Origin of the sequence: Paenibacillus rhizosphaerae (genome assembly GCF_014192015.1) — a bacterium.
Classification (GTDB): Bacteria; Bacillota; Bacilli; order Paenibacillales; family Paenibacillaceae; genus Paenibacillus_AQ; species Paenibacillus_AQ rhizosphaerae.
This window is the reverse complement of the sequence record NZ_JACHXJ010000002.1, coordinates 682858-699779: the sequence shown is the minus strand read 5'-3', so window position 1 is coordinate 699779 and position 16922 is coordinate 682858. Positions and strand designations below refer to the sequence as shown.

Here is a 16922-nt window from a genome sequence, read left to right as displayed (position 1 = left end):
CTATTCCTCGAACTCTCTAAAGTCCACGTTTTCCACGATCCAGCGCTTGCGCGGATCAATCTTGTCGCCCATGAGCGTGGAGACGCGCCGTTCGGCCTTGGCGGCGTCCTCGATCTGCACCTGCAGCAGCGTTCTGGTGTCCGGGTTCATCGTCGTTTCCCACAGCTGTTCGGGGTTCATCTCGCCGAGTCCCTTGTAGCGCTGAAGCTCGTAATTTTTACCGAATTCTTTTAAATAGTTTTGCAGCTGCTCGTCGTTATATGCATAACGGACCGTCTCCAGCTTGCCGGATTTCCGTGTAATTTTGTACAGCGGAGGCTGAGCGATATACACTCTTCCGGCATCGATCAGCGGCTTCATGTAACGGTAGAAAAAGGTCAGCAGCAGCACTTGAATGTGCGCTCCGTCCGTATCTGCGTCGGTCATAATAATAATTTTGGAGTAATTGCTGTCTTCGATCTCAAACTCGTTGCCGATGCCGGCCCCGATGGCCGAAATAATCATCCGGTATTCTTCGTTCTTCATAATGTCGGCGAGCTTCGCCTTCTCCGGATTCATCGGCTTCCCCTTCAGCGGAAGGATCGCCTGAATTTTGGAATCCCGGCCCTGCTTGGCCGATCCGCCTGCGGAGTTTCCTTCCACGACAAACAGCTCTGTACGGGTAAAATCCTTCGACTGCGCCGGCGCCAGCTTGCCGCCAAGATTAGAGCTCTCGCTGCGCTTCTTGCCGCTGCGCATGTCGTCGCGGGCTTTACGCGCGGCTTCCCTCGCTTTGGAGGCCTGAATCGCCTTTTTGATCAGCGTCTGGGCCACCTGCGGATTTTCTTCGAGGAAAATCTGCATTTTCTCCGACACGACCGCATCGACGGTGCTCCGCGCGGAAGCGCTGCCGAGCTGGTCTTTGGTCTGACCCACGAATTCGACCTCGGCCATCTTAACGCTGATGACCGCCATCATGCCTTCGCGCAGATCGTTGCCCTCCAGGTTTTTGTCCTTTTCCTTCAGCATGTGATTTTTGCGGGCGTAATCGTTCATCACGCGCGTGTAGGCGGTTTTAAAGCCCGTTTCATGCGTACCCCCGCCGCGCGTCGGAATCGAGTTCACGAAGGAAGCGATCGTTTCGGTATAACCGGCGTTGTACTGCAGCGCTACCTCAACTTCGACGTCTTCCTTTTCCCCATAGAAGTGAATAACATCATGCATGACGTCTTTGCCTTCGTTCAGAAATTCGACGAACTGGCTGGCGCCGCCTTCATAGAAAAACTCGTCCTGGCGGTCCGCACGCTCGTCCTTCAGGACGATCCGCAGCCCGGAGTTCAGAAACGCAATTTCCTGAAGCCGTTCGGCAAGAGTATCGTAACTCACGTTGATACCGCTCTGGAACACCCGCGCGTCAGGCTTAAACGTCACCTTGGTGCCGGTCTTGTTCGTATTGCCCAGCACTTCCAGACCGGTCACCGGCTCGCCGACATGCTCCTTACCGTTCTTATCCTGCCAATATTCAAAACGCATCCGGTGGATCTTGCCTCCCAGGTAAATTTCCACCTCAAGCCATTCCGACAGCGCGTTGGTCACCGAAGCGCCCACGCCGTGAAGACCGCCCGACTTCTTGTATCCCGATCCGCCGAATTTGCCGCCGGCATGCAGGATGGTAAATACGACCTGCGGCGTAGGAATGCCCGTCTTGTGCATTCCGGTCGGTATCCCACGCCCGTTATCCAAAACGGTAATGGATCCGTCTTTGTGTACCGTAATATCGATTCTCGTGCAGTATTTGGCTAAATGCTCGTCTACAGCATTATCAACAATCTCCCATACCAGATGATGAAGTCCGGATGAGCTGGTGCTGCCAATATACATACCTGGCCGTTTGCGAACCGCAACCAGGCCTTCGAGCACTTGAATGTCGTCAGCATCGTATCCGGTATGGCCGTTCGGGCCGCCCTTTGATGACTCTGCAAACATATCGATCTGCTCGACCATTCATGCTCCCCCTTTGTGTATCTTTATGTAGGATGAATTTCATCCAAAATGCAAACAGATGTTTTGTTATCCTTGTCCATTTTAATTCAAGATATCCCTTTTCGTAAAGACAAGGAAAGAGATTGCGATCGCAGCAGCCCCCCAAACCGTCAGCACGATGAGGGAAAACGTCAAGCTCATACCCTCGATCGGCGCCGGCGTGCCCGACAGGTAATTGGTCAGCTGCAGGTTGACCATAAATAAATATTTGGCGCTGTTCCATGCGGACGCCATGTTCGTCAATATAGAGCCGGCAATCAGAGCCGCCATCATGACGACGATACTTGCGGCGGTACTGCGGACAAGCACGGACACCATGAATGCGAGCACTCCGACGACAAGGCTGACGAACCAGGCAAGACCCGCCTGCATCAGCAGGTATTCCCACTGCGGAACGGCATGAACGGCGGACATATCCACCTCCGAGCCGCGGATGAGAAAGCCGGTGAACACCGGAATCGTAAAGCCTTTGTAGCCAAATACCGCGCCCGAAATCAAATACGTGATGATGACCGTCGACACGACGATTAACGAGTTGTACATGACCAGCGCGATCAATTTGCTCAGCAGCACCTTCCACCTTTTGACCGGTCGGGTCAGCAGCATTTTGATCGTTCCCGACGTTCTCTCGCCTGATACGATATCCGAGGCGATCGCCATCACCAGCAGCGGAATGAACAAAGCAATGGAATTGTCCAAAAACTCGCGGGTAAAGGTGACGCCGTTCGGCTCGTTCGGGTTCACGTCATGGTCCAAGTAATACTGCAGCTGCTGGATAAAAATTTTCCGGAACTTTTTCCATTCGTCCGGAACGCGGTCGCTGCTGAGTGAATTTTCATTATCGGTGATCTGCTGCTGAACTTCAAGCCGCCAATCGTCGTGAAACTTCTCACGCGTCCGTTCGGCCGAGCGCATCTGGGCGTAGGTGAACATGGGCACCAGGACGATCAGGATCAGCAAAACGACATAAAACCGTTTCTTTTTGATAATTTTGATCGTTTCGTTTTTGACCAGCGGAAGCAGGTTAATCAATGCTCTCACCTTCCGTCATCTTGAGGAACAGCTGTTCCAAAGTCGGATTAATTTTGTGCACGCCCTTGACTTCAATCCCTGCTGAAACGAGCTGTCTGATGATGGAGGCGACATGCTCTTCGTCCATCCGGGTCACGATCGCTTCCTGCCCCATACCGGCGATGATGGCGTCATCAAGCACCTCTTCAGCGTCCGAAATCACCTCTACGCCTGCCTGCCGGCTTAGGATGGACCTGCCTTCTCCCACAGGAGAGAGATCCCATATGACATATTGGGCATTTTCCGATACCAGCTCCTCAACAGGACCCACTGCCAATACGCGCCCCTTGCTGATGATGGCCACCCGGTCGCACAGCAGTTGGATCTCGCTCAGCAGGTGGCTGGACACAAACACGGCGAGCCCTTCATCGGCCAGCTGGCGGATAAACTGTCTCAACTCCTTGATTCCTTTCGGATCGAGCCCATTGGTAGGCTCATCCAAGATCAGCAGCTTGGGCCGTCCCAGAAGGGCTTGGGCGATGCCGAGCCGCTGCCTCATCCCGAGCGAGTACGTGCTCACTTTGTCGTGAATGCGCTGGTCGAGCCTGACGATATCAACCACTTCCTGAATGCGCTGACGGTCTATGCCGCGCTGCATCCGGGCAAAATGCTCGAGGTTCTCCCATCCTGTCAAATAAGTATACGCCTCCGGGTTTTCGACGATCGAGCCTACAAACCGGAGCGCCTGCTCCTGATTCTTGTTCACGTCGTATCCGCACACACGGATGACGCCGTTGGTCGGCTTGATCAAATCCACCAGCATGCGGATGGTCGTCGTTTTGCCGGCCCCGTTCGGGCCCAGAAAGCCGAACACTTCGCCCTCCCGAACGTCGAAGGTGACATCGTGAATGATCCACTTCCGTCCGATCTTCTTCTTCACATGCTCCACCGACAGAACGACGTCATCCTGCGATTTCAAGATGCTTCCTTCAGCCATATGCGCGCCTGACGCCCCTTTCCCGCTTCTTTCTCACAACATTCCCTGCACGATCCGCTCGGCAATCCGCTCATATCCTTGATCGTTCGGATGAAAATGATCCGTCGACAAATACTTGTTCAAATTGTGCTGAAAAAGGTCGAACGTCGGAACAAGCGTCATGTTGTCATATTTATTAATGACCGTGAGCGCCGCGCTGTTCCACTCCGAAACGGCCTGATTACCGACCACTTTAAGATCCTGTACGTCTTCAAACGGATTGTAGAGCCCGACGTAAATAATAAGCGCACCGGGGTTGATTTTCCGGATTTGCTCCAAAATATGCTGCAGCTGTTTCTTCGCCTCGGGCAGCGCTTCCAGCAGCTCATCAGGATCCAGATCCGCAGCCTCTCCGTCGTTGACTGCGGTACCGGTCTGGCTGCCTGACAGCAGATCCGCCCCCTGGAACAAATCATTGCCCCCGATGGACAACAGGATGATGTCCGCCTCGCCGAGCACGTATCGGGTTCCTTGTTCCTTCAGCTTCGGAAGCAGTCCGGATGTGGTCAGCCCGTTAATGCCGAGATTGTTCAGCAGAGTCACCTTCTTGCCTGTAGCCTCCGCCAGCTTGGTCACACTTCGCCGCGCGAAGCCGCTTCCGGTGCTGTCGCCGGTTCCTTTGGCCAGAGAGTCGCCGATCACCGCTGCCTTCAGCTCTTTTTTCTGTTCGATATTGCCCGGTGCCGTCCCTTCTGGTTTGGCGGAAGGAGCCGACAGGTTTAGCTTGCTGCCTTGGGGATGGTTGATATCCTGTACCGCATAAGCGAAGCCGGCGATGAGGAGGAGCGTTGCCGCGATGGACAGAATGCCGATAATCCGCCAAATCCACTTCGATGAACTCAAGACATAATCCCTCCACAGATCAATCTGAACGGTCGTTTCCGTAAACGTTATGTACATAAACATAAAACTTCTCCAGTCAATTTGCAAATCATGCCATATTCCCTGTTTTAGCGCCAGTCCTTTTTGTCAATTTTGTGAACATAATAGATATTTAAGAAGAACGGAGTTATAATAATCACATTGTTAGATGACGCGGGTTATTAGCTTAGCTGGTAGAGCAGCCGACTCTTAATCGGCAGGTCGCAGGTTCGACCCCTGCATAACCCATCAAAGCAGAAGTCGTATGCTGAAGCATGCGGTTTCTGCTTTTTTCAATCTGGATGCCTCATAGGACTCACCGGCCAAAACCGGTTTTCCATCTTTACGAAGGATTGACCGGACCATAAAAAGTTAAAGGGGTACCCCTGGCCGAAAGGCCATTGGGGCACCCCTTTTGTTTATGATGATATGAATGATTAGTTCGCAATAAATTCTTGAACCCAAACTCCGTTATAGTAGGCCACGCCGATCGTGGTGTAATGGCTGTTCAAAATGTTTGCGCGGTGTCCTTCGCTGTTCATCCACGCATTCATGACGTCAGCCGGATCCTTTTGGCCTTTGGCGATATTCTCGCCGGCATAGCTGTAAGAAATGCCGTACTTCTTCATCATGTCAAACGGAGATCCGTACGTTGGAGAATTGTGGTCAAAGTAATTGTTGCTGTACATGTCTTTTGCTTTGTCCATCGCCATGCCCGACAGCTTCGTATTTTCCTTCAGCGCACCGAGGCCGGCTTTCGCACGTTCCTGGTTAACCAGCTTGATGACCTCTGCGGCATAGCCGGACTTGTCCGCCGTGTTGCTTCCGCTGTTATTGGACGGAGTCGAAGGCGTCGTAGTCGTTGGCGTCGACGGCTTGCTCGTCTGTGGAGTCGAAGGCTTGCTTGTTTGCGGTGTGGACGGTTTGCTCGTCGTCGGCTTGTCCGTTCCCGTCGGTACGTTTGCTTGCCCATTGGAAGGCAGCTCGTACACGAAATTCCAGTTAAATGAACCGCCGTTATTTTGCAGCAGCTGCTCCAGGTAAGCCTGCAGGCTGCCAAGATCTTGTTTTTGAGGGGCGGAGGTGGCAGAAGCGGCTGATGCAGATCCGGACCCGATCAGTCCTGCAGCCAGTACGGCAGCGAAAGCTCCTCCGGCAATGGTCTTCATCATTCTGTTTTTCATCTTGCAAACATCTCCTTTTCGCAGTGAAATATCGTAAGTTGGTTTCGTTTACACAGGTTACAAAGTTGTAAACAATCTACCCTCACATTGTAACATGTTTGTTTCTTTTGGCTACGCCTCAAATATTGGCAAACCGCCTTTAATAAACCAACCGTTCTTTCCTCCGCCGAACCCGGCCAGCACAAACAAGCCGCAGCATAAGGTGCCGCAGCTTGTTCGCATAACGATAAAGGTCTATTACTTTATCGCAATATTACTTTTTGGCAGCATACTTCCGCATATCGAAAGCCACGGCCGCTACGATGATCAATCCCTTAATGATGAGCTGCCAGTAAGGGCTGATGCCGATAAAGGTCAGGCCATAGTTGATGATCGTGAAGATCAGCACGCCCACCATGACGCCGGGCACCGTACCGATACCCCCGGTGGTGGATACCCCGCCGACGACGCAAGCCGCAATGGCGTCGAGTTCGTACATATTCCCGTAGTTGTTCGTTGCGCCGCCCGTTCTGGAGGCTTCGAGCACTCCCGCCAGCCCGTACAGGGCGCCTGCGATGGCATAGATATAAATCAAGTACTTGGCGACGTTGATGCCCGATACCTTAGCGGCCTGGATATTGCCGCCGATCGCGTACATGTATTTTCCAAGCTTCGTTTTCGTAAATATGACCCAGACGATGAACGCCACGAAAATGGCGATCAGCACGATATAAGGCACGGAATACTGCCCTTCGCCGATATATCCCGTTCCAATCGCGGTGAAGTCTTTGCGCAGACCCCCGATCGGCTGGGAATTGTTCGGCTCCATATCGAAATACAGCGAGTTCAGGCCGTAGACCGCAACCATTGTACCGAGCGTGGCGATAAACGGCGGAACGTTTAGCTTCGAGACGACGAGACCGTTAACCAACCCGCACAGCAGGCCGGCGAGGATGGCCAAGGCAATGGGCAGCAATACATGAAGATGCGGCAGGTTCGGAAAAAATCGTGCCGCGTAGTCCGAGCTCTGCAGCATGGATGCCGAAATAACCGCGGTCAAGCCGACGATCCGGCCTGCCGACAAGTCGGTTCCGGCCGTAATCAATATGAACGCAACGCCCAGCGCAATGATCGCGCGCGTCGATGACTGAATCAGAATGTCCCGCAGCGAATTAACGGACAGGAAAGAAGGATTGTAGATCGTGATCCCGATGATGAGCAGCACCAGTACGATGTAAATCGCATACTGCGAGGCAAATCCCTGAAATCTCCTGCCTGTGTTGATTTTATTGGTGTTCAGCATGTTTGTTCCTCCTTCGGCGTTCCCTTAATGCTGGGCGGCCAGACGCATGATTTCTTCTTCCGTGGCGCTGCTTCCGTCCACGATGCCGGTCAGCCTTCCTTCAGACATCACCATGATCCGGTCCGACATGCCGAGCAGCTCAGGCATTTCCGAGGAGATCATAATGATGCTTTTCCCCTGTTTCGCCAGGTCCTTGATGATCGTATAAATTTCAAACTTCGCCCCGACGTCGATTCCCCTTGTCGGCTCATCCAGCAGCAGAATTTCCGGTTCGGTCAACAGCCATCTGGCCAGCAGCACCTTCTGCTGGTTGCCGCCGGACAGGTTCATGATCAGAGCCCGGGTGGTCGGCGTTTTGGTGCGCAGCTTTTCCACCATGTGATCGGCTTCCTGCTTTTTGCGTTTGCCGTCGAGCAGGAATAGTGCTTTGCGGTATTTGCCCAAATTGGCGATCGCCGCGTTTTCGTGCACGGGCAGAACGGAGAAGATGCCGGTGACCCTCCGTTCTTCCGTCAGCAGCGCCATTCCGAGCCTTTTCGCATCCTCCGGCGACTTGATCTTCACCGGCCTGCCGTTCAGGGAAATGGAGCCCGATACGATATCCCTCAACCCGAACAGCGCTTCGATCAGCTCGGTTCGCTGGGCGCCTACCAGGCCCCCGATGCCGAGAATTTCACCTTTGCGCAGCTCAAAGGAAATGTCTTTAAACGATTTCGGAATGGGCGAAGTCACTCCTTCTACCTTCAAAATCACATCGCCCGGCACGTTTTCTTTCTCCGGAAACCGGTGTGTCAGGTCCCGTCCGACCATCTTCGCGATAATCATGTCTGTGGTCAGCTCGCTGGCCGGCCACGTGCCGATTTTGCTGCCGTCGCGCATAATCGTGACATCGTCGGAAATTCGCAAAATTTCCTCCATTTTGTGCGAGATGTAGATGATGGCCACCCCGCGTTTCTTCAGGTCGCGGATGATGCGGAATAAATGCTCCACTTCCACGCCGGTTAAGGACGACGTCGGTTCGTCCATGATGATGACCCGCGCATGGAAGGACACCGCCTTGGCGATTTCAATGGACTGGATCTTGGATACCGACAGTTTGCCGACCATCACGTCCGGCTCGATGTCGATATCCAGCTGCTTGAACAGCTCTTTCGTATCCCGGTACATTTTTTTATGGTCAATGAACCGGATGAATCCCGCGCCCTTTGTCGGAAAACGCCCCAGCCAAATATTTTCCATCACATTGCGAAAAGGAACCGGATGCAGCTCCTGATGAATCATCGAAATCCCCAGGTTCAGCGCATCCTTGGAATTGTTGATCTGGACCTTGTTGCCGTCCAGCACAATATCGCCCGCGTCCGTCGAATAAATGCCGTACAGGCATTTCATTAAAGTGGACTTGCCGGCACCGTTCTCCCCCATCAGGGCATGAACCGTACCGGGCCTCACCTGCAGCGTAACCCCATCCAGCGCTTTAACACCGGGAAACTCTTTGCTGATCCGGTTCATTTCCAGTAAAAATTCACGCTCAGCCATAACTTCCGCTCCCTGCCCTCATCCAGAGGAAAGGACGGACCGCGCTTCTCGTCCGCCCTTTCCGGGGATGGTTAGTTTAAGTCCAGCCAATCGGCTTATTTCGCATCGTCGATGTTGTCTTTAGTAATTTTTTTGTAAGGAATCCACACGTATTGATTATCCGTAATGTCGAATCCGACGTTCTCCTTGGTCGGCGTTTCGCCTTTGGCCAGCAGCGTGGCCAGCGTAACGGAAGCTTTGCCCTGATTGTTCGCATCGTTCAGCACCGTGCCGAGCAGCGTGCCGTCCTGCAATGCTTGAAGCGCCGGCGCCGTAGCGTCCACGCCGACCACCGGCATTGTTTTTCCGCCCGTGAAGTAGCCGGCTGCTTTCAGCGCCTCGATCGCTCCAAGCGCCATGTCGTCGTTGTTCGCGAGAACGGCTTCGATTTTATCGCCATGGGAGCCCAGGAAGGCGGCCATTTTCTCCTGCCCTTTTACACGGTCCCACATCGCGGTGTCTTCGGCCAGCTTCTCGACCTTGATGCCTGCGTCTTCGATCGCCTGGATCGAATACTTGGTGCGCAGCTCCGCATCCTGGTGTCCCGGTTCCCCTTTCAACATGACGTATTGCAGCACGCCATCCTTGTTTTTATCCGCTTCCGGATGGGCCTTCCAATAGTCCGCGATCAGTTCCCCGGACATCGTGCCGGATTCTTCGGCTTTGGCGCCGACATAATACACTTTGTCCCATTTCTTCATGTCTTCGGGAAGCGGCTCACGGTTCAGGAAGACGACCGGGATGCTGGCCGTTTTGGCTTTGTCGATAATCACGCCGGCTGCCGTGCGGTCCACCGGGTTGATCAGCAGCGCATCGGTCTTTTTGGTGATGAACAGATCGACCTTGTCGTTTTGGGTCGGCTGGGAGTTCTGGCTGTCCACAATATCCACCTTCGCCTTGCCTTCCGCATTGGTCTTGATGGCATTGCGGACACCCGTCATGAACGTATCGTCGAATTTATAAATGGCTACCCCGATGGACGGCTCCTTGCCGCTGTCCGCGCTGCCGCCCGAAGCCCCCGAGGATTTGTCGCCGGAGTTCGAGCAGCCGGCCATGACGGTACCCAGCAGCGCACCGGCTAGGATGACGGAAGTGATTTTTTTCATCGTTCACAGACCTCCTGATATTCTCTTCTAATGAACCTTTCGTATCTCGTATCTCTCTTGGATACGTTTACATTATGCTGTATCCGCGGGCGGATTCGAATATAAAATTCTCATGTGTTCTATGAAAATTCTCATGCCTTTAAGGCATAATATTTGGAAAATTCAGCAGGATAAGGGGTAACTAACTTTCGGAGATATCGCCAACCTGGGCTTAGACAGGTGATGAGTTCAACGCAAAGAAGTGCCGTTTGAGGAGGTACGGCACTTCCAATACGCTGATCGTTCCCGCGACTTATTTTTTTCTTTATGAATCGGTTGAGAATGATGTCACTTATCGGACAAACGGAAACAGCTGCTTCTGATTTTCCGGCCAGAGCATATTGTCGAGATCGATGATTTTGGACTTGGTATCGACGCGCTCGGGAACGTCCAGCCCCTCCATCGCTTCAACGGCGTGCTGCACGGCCAAATAACCGTTGTTAAACGGGTTCTGGATGACCGTGGCCTGAACGATCCCCTCCTGCAGCAGCTCCATCACTTTCGCCGGGCTGTCGAACGTGATCAGCTTCACGCGTCCGCCGGCCCCGAGCTTCTGCATCTCTTCTCCTGTGCCGATCGACGCCACTTCGTTAAGCGCCACGATCCCGCTTATATCGGGATGCTCGTTCAGCATTTTGCGGGTGAGCTCGCGCGCCAGCTGTTCATTGGACTGACAGTATTCCACGGCCACGACATGAACCCCGGGGAACCGGGCGATATAATCCATAAAGCCTTCTTCGCGTTCGTCGCCGTTTTTGGAGCCCTGCACAAAATTCATCACGCCGATGCGGCTGTTCGTTCCGGTCAGAGCGACCATCCGTTCCGCCGCCTTCTGACCTGCTTCGTAGTTGTTCGTGCCCACGAACGCTTTGACCCGGGCCGATGCAACCTCGGAGTCCATCGAGATGACCGGGATTTTGTAATAGGCTGCGCGGTCGGTCACCTGGGCCAGCTTCATGTAATCACTCGCAGACAGAATAATGGCATCCGCCTTGTTTTGGATAGACTGATCCATCAGCCGAATTTGCCCATCAATATCGCTTTCGTTGTCAGGAGCCTTAAACGTAAGTTGTACGTTAAATTCTTTGGCCGCCACCTCGGCGCCCATTTTTACCGTGTTCCAGTAGTCGCCGTGATTCATCTTGACGATCATGTCGATGGTCCGCGGCTTGCCGGAAGAAGTACGGAGATTCGGTGGCGACGAGGAACAAGAGCCTGTGAGGAGCACGACCGCAAGCAGCAGCGCCATTCGGGCGATTCCTTTGCTTAAGCTCATGATATCCCCCTCTCCAGTTCCTCCGCATGGTCCGATTCGGCCGGCAGTGTGATGGTAACGCTTGTCCCTTCTTCCAGTTCGCTCGCAAAATGCAGACCGTAAGGCTTGCCGTAGCACAGCCGGATCCGCTCGTTCACATTCTTCACGCCGACGCCCGATCCGCTGCCGCTGCGGTGGCTTCCGCTAAGGATCTGATCCATCACCTGCGGGGTCATGCCAAGTCCGTTGTCCGTGACGGTCAAGACGAGCCGCTCTCCCTGAACTGCTGCCGAGATGGAGATCCATCCTTCGTCCGGCATTTTCTCGATTCCATGGTAAATGGCGTTCTCTACAATCGGCTGCAGGATCAGCTTCAGCGTCTTGCAGGAGCGTGCGGCTTCATCGCACTGAATCTCATAATTGAATTTATGCTTGTAGCGGATCTTCTGGATGATCAAATAATGGCGCACATGCTCCAGTTCTTCTTCCACGGTGATGATCGTTTTCCCTTTGCTCAGACTGATCCGGAAAAACTTGGACAGCGAAGAGATCGTCGTCACGACCTCCTCCTTTTTCCCCTTTTCCGCCAGCCGGATCACCGAATTCAGCGTATTGTAGAGAAAATGGGGATTAATTTGCGACTGCAGCACATCCAGCTCGCTTTTCCGTTTCGCCTCCTGTTCGTGAATGATCTGGTCCATCAGCTGGCGGATCCGGTGCAGCATAAAGTTAAACCGCTTGGACAGCTGCACTACTTCATAAGCGCCGCTGACGTAAATCGGCGTGCTGAAGTCCCCCTGCCCGACGCTTTGGACCGACCGCTCCAAGTGGCGAAGCGGCTGGGATATTTTCGCGGAGATAAAGACGGCAAGGAGCACCACGGCCGTGATCACGACGACGAGAAACCAGAAAATAAACTGATTCAGGTCCTGCTTGGTCGTCACAATTTCGTCCGGAAAGGCGACCCCCACAATTTTCCATCCAATGGGCTGTACCGTTCGAATCGTGATATACCGCGGCACGCCGGTCGATTTATCGATATAGCTGCCATAGGCATAGTCAAACACAGGCTCCAGATTTTCGTACTTCAGACCGGCATAGATCAGCTGCTGCTGCGGATGGTAGACGATGTTGCCCAGCTCGTCGATGATGTAAGCATAACCCTGCTTGCCGAGGCTCACCTTACGGCTCAGCTCATCAATCGTCCGGAAGTTGACGTCGACGAGCAGAATACCCCGCTTTACTTTTCCCTGGTCCCGGTATTCGATCATGCGGCTTAACGATACGACCCACTTGTACTGGCCCTTGTATAAATTTTGGATGTGCGGCGGGGAAAAAGACAGCTTTTGCGGCTCCTCCCGGGCCGATTCGTACCAGCTCTGTTCGGTCAGCTTGGTGTTCCGGCGCATTTCGGCGTTCGGAATGTCCAGCACCAGCCGGCCTTCCGGCGTAAACAGCGCCACGGACACAAGGTCTTCCCGGGTATGCAGCAGGGTGGTCAGCTGTTCGCGGAGCACTCCGCTGCCTACGTCGGGCGTTTGATCGATCTGCTGCTCGACTACGGCATAAATGTCCTGCATCCCTTTGACATACAGCTCCAAATGGTAATTGACCTGCTCGATGATTTGCTGAATGTTGAGGTAGGCATTCTCCTCCGCCGTCTTGGAAAATTTGTTGTACAGCATGATGCTGACCAGAATGACGACGAGCACCGTCATGCCGGCAAAGGTTGCGGTAATGATCGTCTGAATACTCCGCAGCCGGAAGGACATGGGCAGCCGGGGAGCCCGGGGCTTCAGACGCTGATGCGGAATCTTCAAGCCGATTCGCCTCCTCCATGGCCGTTGCGGTATTCTTTGGGTGTAATGCCGAATTTCTTGCGGAAGCAGAAGCTGAAATAGTTCGGATCCGCGAAGCCGAGCGTTTCGGCAATTTCGAACGCTTTCAGCGACGTCGATCGCAGCATCTCCTTGGCCGCTTCCATGCGGACATGCAGCAAATAAGCCACGAAGGTCATCTTCATTTCCTTTTTAAAAATGCTGCTGAAATACCCGGTGCTGATATGCAGATGCCGGCATACTTTGTTGATGGAAATGTCGCTTTCCCGGTAATGCGCATGAATATACGCTTTGGCATCCTCTACAAGCTGGTTATATCCGGACTGCCTCCCCTGCGCGATCGTTAACATCAGCCTTGAGGATACGCGGTGTATCCACTCCCGAAGCTCCTGCAAATTGTTGTAATGATACATGTCGGCGAACGGCAGGGATCCCCGGCCAAACACCTCTTCGAGCTCGACGCCAAACTCCTTCGCCACCCGGATGACGGCGGTCAATACGCCGATGATATACACCTGGCAGTCCTGCACGCTGACCTTGGACGACTCCAGGCCGTCAAACATCCGCCTTACCGTCTCCGCCAGCTCTTCCGCCGTGCCTACGCGGATGCTCCGGACGAGCTCCTGCTCCTTCTGGTTGTCGAATACGAGCGGATCCGCCTTCCGCTGTTCCACGTCATCGATCCAAATGACCCGGTTGTTGCCGAGAATAGGACGATAGTCCAGCGCCTGCGACGCCTCTCCGTAAGAATCGAACACGTCGCCCGGCGACCGGTATACGGAGCCTGCCCCGGCCGTTACGGTCAACTTCAAATATTTGTTCACATTCAAGCGGATTTCCTCCAGCAGTTCCAGCGTCCGCTGCGCAGCCGCGCTTTCGTCCACTTCCGGCAGCATCGACAGGAGAACGCAGTCGTTATGGTGAATAAACGCCTTGAATCCTTGCCGCAATTGGCAAATCTCCGCCGCCACGTTATACACGGCAAACAGCAGCAGATACCGGTCCTCCGAATACTTCAGCGACAGCGCTGCCGCCGGATCTTCTTCTTCCTCGCGGACTTCCCGTTCTCCCTGCACAGGATCGGGACGGATGATCGAAGCCATAAAGGTTTGGCCGTCCAGGCTGATGCCGTAACTGGCTCCTTTCTCCCGGTATTCCTCAGGCGTAAGCCTCCGGGTCACCAGCGAAGACAAAAAAAGCTCCCTGAGTACAGGTATGCTTTTCCGGTAATGCTCCATCAGCAGCTGGACGTTTTCTTTTTCAGCCCGCTCGGCATCCATATGTGTCTTCACTTTCAGCAGCACATCCATGAGCTCCCGGGAAGAAAACGGCTTAAGCACATATTCGTCAATCTGCAGCTTAATCGCTTTTTGGGCGTATTCAAACTCATCGTATCCGGTCAAAATAATGATTTTGGTGGACGGGGCATGATCCCGAATCCACGCGGCCAGCTCCAAGCCGTTCATAAAGGGCATTTGGATGTCGGTTACGACGATGTCCGGCATCTCCTTCTCCATCCATTCCAGTGCTTCGCGTCCGTTTTCGGCTGTACCCGTCACCTGAAAGCCGTGAAGCTCCCAGCTGATTTCCTCAACCAGCCCATCCCGAACGTCCTCTTCATCTTCCACAAGCAGAAGTTTATACATCATTCATCCCTCGGCTGTTCCAAATTTGTACTCACGCTCATCAGAACATTAACAATCGGCTTCTCCGACCGCAAACCCAATTGATGTTGTCGAAAAATGTAACCGCTTTCGCAATATCACTCACGTATTGTATATCAATTCGTATGTATTGTAAATATTGAACATTTTTATAGAATAGCACGGTGTTCAGGCATACTGGAAATAGAAAAAAGCCCTCCTCTGCAGGGGGGCTGGTATGTTGGAAATCGGTATTAATTCAGCTTTCTGATGAAGCGGTAGCCGACTTTATCAAAACCGATATGTTCATAAAAGGCATGGGCCGGGGCACGTTCCACACGGTTGCCGCTCGTCAAAAACAGAACCTGGCTGCCGTGGGCTCTTCCCCATTCTTCGCTGCTGCGGATCAGGCGCTTGCCGATCCCCTGGCCGCGGTGTTTCTCGGATACGATCAAGGCGGATACCTGAGTCGCCGTCTCGCCTGTGGCATAGGAATGAACCTGATTCAACGCCACCATGCCGACAACTTCTCCGTCCAGCTCAGCCACCATCGTGCACAGTTTCGGATTGTCTTCCGAGGCTTCCATCCGTTCGCGCATAACGTTGATCGTCGTTGGATAGTTAAGCTCGCGCATTAACGCCGTTACAGACTCCAGATCGCAATTGCATTTCGATTTGCGGATTTGCAAAGTAGGAGCCGACAAATTACTGTTCATGATCATATTCCTCCACTTTTAAAAGACTGGCGGCTTGCTTAGCCGTGTTCCGTGCTTTCTGAATATCCGGGTCAGTGCTTAACGCTACCGCCATCCTCCGGCCGATCTTCGTTTCAGGCTTGCCGAAAATCCGAACCTGTGTCCGGGGAAGGCTCAGTGCTTCCTCTACACCGCTGACGGCAAAATTCGTACTTGCATTCACCGCTTTCAAAGTTGCCGAAGCTCCCGGTGTCAGCAGTTCAACTGAGGGTACCGGAAGTCCGAGAATCGCTCTGACATGCAGGGCGAACTCCGATAAATCCTGCGTCACCATGGTCACCATGCCGGTGTCATGCGGACGCGGGGATACTTCACTGAATATGATGCCTTGCTTTGTAACAAACAGCTCCACTCCGAAAATGCCATATCCCCCGAGCTCGTCTGTAATGGCTTTGGCAATGGACTCTGCCTCCTGCAGCTGCTCTTCACTAATAACATGGGGCTGCCAGGATTCTACATAATCCCCGTCCTTTTGAATATGTCCAATCGGCGGGCAGAATGTGGTTCCGCTCACAGAGCGGACGGTCAAGAGCGTAATTTCGCTCTCAAACGTAACAAATGCTTCAACGATCACGCAGGTGCTCTTCGCTCGTCCGCCTTCCAGGGCTGCATTCCAGCATTCTTCCACATCTTCTGGCGTGCGGCAAACACTCTGCCCTTTACCGGATGAGCTCATGATCGGCTTAACCACGCATGGCGTGCCGAGCACGGCTACCGCTTCTTGCAGCTCCTCAAGGCTGTCGGCGAAACGATAGTCCGCCGTAGGAAGTCCGAGATCTTCCGCAGCCAGGCGGCGAATCCCTTCGCGGTCCATCGTCAGCCGGGCGGCGCGAGCCGTCGGAATGACGCGGTACCCTTCCTCTTCCAGCTCCAGGAGAGCCTGTGTAGCTATAGCTTCAATTTCCGGGACGATGATGTCCGGATGTTCCTGATGAATAATCCGCTTCAGCGATTCGGGATCGAGCATATCAATGACATGGCTTCGATGGGCCACCTGCATCGCAGGGGCATGTTCATATCGGTCCACGGCAATGGTTTCTACGCCCAAACGCTGAGCCTCGAGAACTACTTCTTTTCCCAGTTCGCCGCTGCCTAGAAGCAGCAGTTTTGTAGCATGTGCAGAAAAAGGAGCACCCCACACCACTTCCCAATTCCCCCCTACTAATGTATACCACAAATGTATACTTCTCTATCATTTTCGGGGTTCCGAAGGAAGAATGCAAGAGTGCTCCGACATTTTCCTGCAAAATTCACAATCTCTCCTTATTTGAATGGCGATCATTGGAGAAGCTTGCTTCATTTTACAATTTTGGTT

At 53.4% G+C, this 16922-nt stretch carries 13 protein-coding genes and 1 tRNA gene; 1 reads left to right on the top strand and 13 read right to left on the bottom strand.

Annotated elements, in window-relative coordinates; all coding sequences use genetic code 11:
• The 4 genes from parE to FHS19_RS11820 all read right to left on the bottom strand — a co-directional run bounded on the left by parE (position 1) and on the right by FHS19_RS11820 (position 4975).
• Positions 1 to 1983 carry a DNA topoisomerase IV subunit B gene (gene parE, locus FHS19_RS11835; RefSeq protein ID WP_183582025.1) on the bottom strand — a complete coding sequence of 661 codons (1983 nt, stop codon included), beginning with the start codon at positions 1981 to 1983 and terminating at the stop codon, positions 1 to 3.
• An 81-nt stretch (positions 1984 to 2064) separates the two neighbouring features.
• A complete protein-coding gene (locus FHS19_RS11830) occupies positions 2065 to 3054 on the bottom strand; it encodes a DUF2705 family protein (RefSeq protein WP_183582918.1) in 990 nt (329 codons plus the stop codon).
• On the bottom strand, positions 3047 to 4030 hold the full coding sequence (locus tag FHS19_RS11825; protein WP_183582024.1) for an ABC transporter ATP-binding protein: 984 nt from the start codon (positions 4028 to 4030) through the stop codon (positions 3047 to 3049). Before FHS19_RS11825 ends, FHS19_RS11830 begins: the two co-directional genes overlap by 8 nt.
• Before the next feature lie 33 nt (positions 4031 to 4063).
• On the bottom strand, positions 4064 to 4975 hold the full coding sequence (locus tag FHS19_RS11820; RefSeq protein ID WP_312887201.1) for a GDSL-type esterase/lipase family protein: 912 nt from the start codon (positions 4973 to 4975) through the stop codon (positions 4064 to 4066).
• 131 nt (positions 4976 to 5106) lie between these two features.
• Here FHS19_RS11820 and FHS19_RS11815 point away from each other — a divergent pair.
• Positions 5107 to 5179: transfer RNA gene (locus FHS19_RS11815), tRNA-Lys, on the top strand.
• A 188-nt stretch (positions 5180 to 5367) separates the two neighbouring features.
• Here FHS19_RS11815 and FHS19_RS11810 read toward each other — a convergent pair.
• From FHS19_RS11810 to purT, 9 genes are all read right to left on the bottom strand, one after another.
• On the bottom strand, positions 5368 to 6114 hold the full coding sequence (locus FHS19_RS11810) for a CAP domain-containing protein (protein WP_183582023.1): 747 nt from the start codon (positions 6112 to 6114) through the stop codon (positions 5368 to 5370).
• A 253-nt stretch (positions 6115 to 6367) separates the two neighbouring features.
• Positions 6368 to 7396, bottom strand: a complete 1029-nt coding sequence (mglC, locus tag FHS19_RS11805; RefSeq protein ID WP_183582022.1) for a galactose/methyl galactoside ABC transporter permease MglC — start codon at positions 7394 to 7396, stop codon at positions 6368 to 6370.
• A 24-nt stretch (positions 7397 to 7420) separates the two neighbouring features.
• Positions 7421 to 8932, bottom strand: coding sequence for a sugar ABC transporter ATP-binding protein (locus FHS19_RS11800; RefSeq protein ID WP_183582021.1), 1512 nt, complete (start codon positions 8930 to 8932; stop codon positions 7421 to 7423).
• A 95-nt stretch (positions 8933 to 9027) separates the two neighbouring features.
• Positions 9028 to 10077, bottom strand: a complete 1050-nt coding sequence (locus FHS19_RS11795) for a galactose ABC transporter substrate-binding protein (RefSeq protein ID WP_076170952.1) — start codon at positions 10075 to 10077, stop codon at positions 9028 to 9030.
• 331 nt (positions 10078 to 10408) lie between these two features.
• Positions 10409 to 11392 (bottom strand): substrate-binding domain-containing protein, encoded by a 984-nt coding sequence (locus tag FHS19_RS11790; RefSeq protein ID WP_183582020.1) that lies wholly within the window; start codon positions 11390 to 11392, stop codon positions 10409 to 10411.
• On the bottom strand, positions 11389 to 13143 hold the full coding sequence (locus tag FHS19_RS11785; protein WP_183582917.1) for a sensor histidine kinase: 1755 nt from the start codon (positions 13141 to 13143) through the stop codon (positions 11389 to 11391). The genes FHS19_RS11790 and FHS19_RS11785 overlap by 4 nt, the downstream gene beginning before the upstream one ends.
• A gap of 44 nt (positions 13144 to 13187) precedes the next feature.
• Positions 13188 to 14858, bottom strand: coding sequence for a response regulator (locus FHS19_RS11780; RefSeq protein ID WP_312887200.1), 1671 nt, complete (start codon positions 14856 to 14858; stop codon positions 13188 to 13190).
• Between the two features lie 248 nt (positions 14859 to 15106).
• Complete coding sequence (locus FHS19_RS11775) at positions 15107 to 15568, bottom strand: GNAT family N-acetyltransferase (RefSeq protein ID WP_246426543.1); 462 nt, start codon at positions 15566 to 15568, stop codon at positions 15107 to 15109.
• Complete coding sequence (gene purT / locus FHS19_RS11770; protein WP_183582915.1) at positions 15558 to 16748, bottom strand: formate-dependent phosphoribosylglycinamide formyltransferase; 1191 nt, start codon at positions 16746 to 16748, stop codon at positions 15558 to 15560. Before purT ends, FHS19_RS11775 begins: the two co-directional genes overlap by 11 nt.
• Between the last annotated feature and the right edge of the window lie 174 nt (positions 16749 to 16922).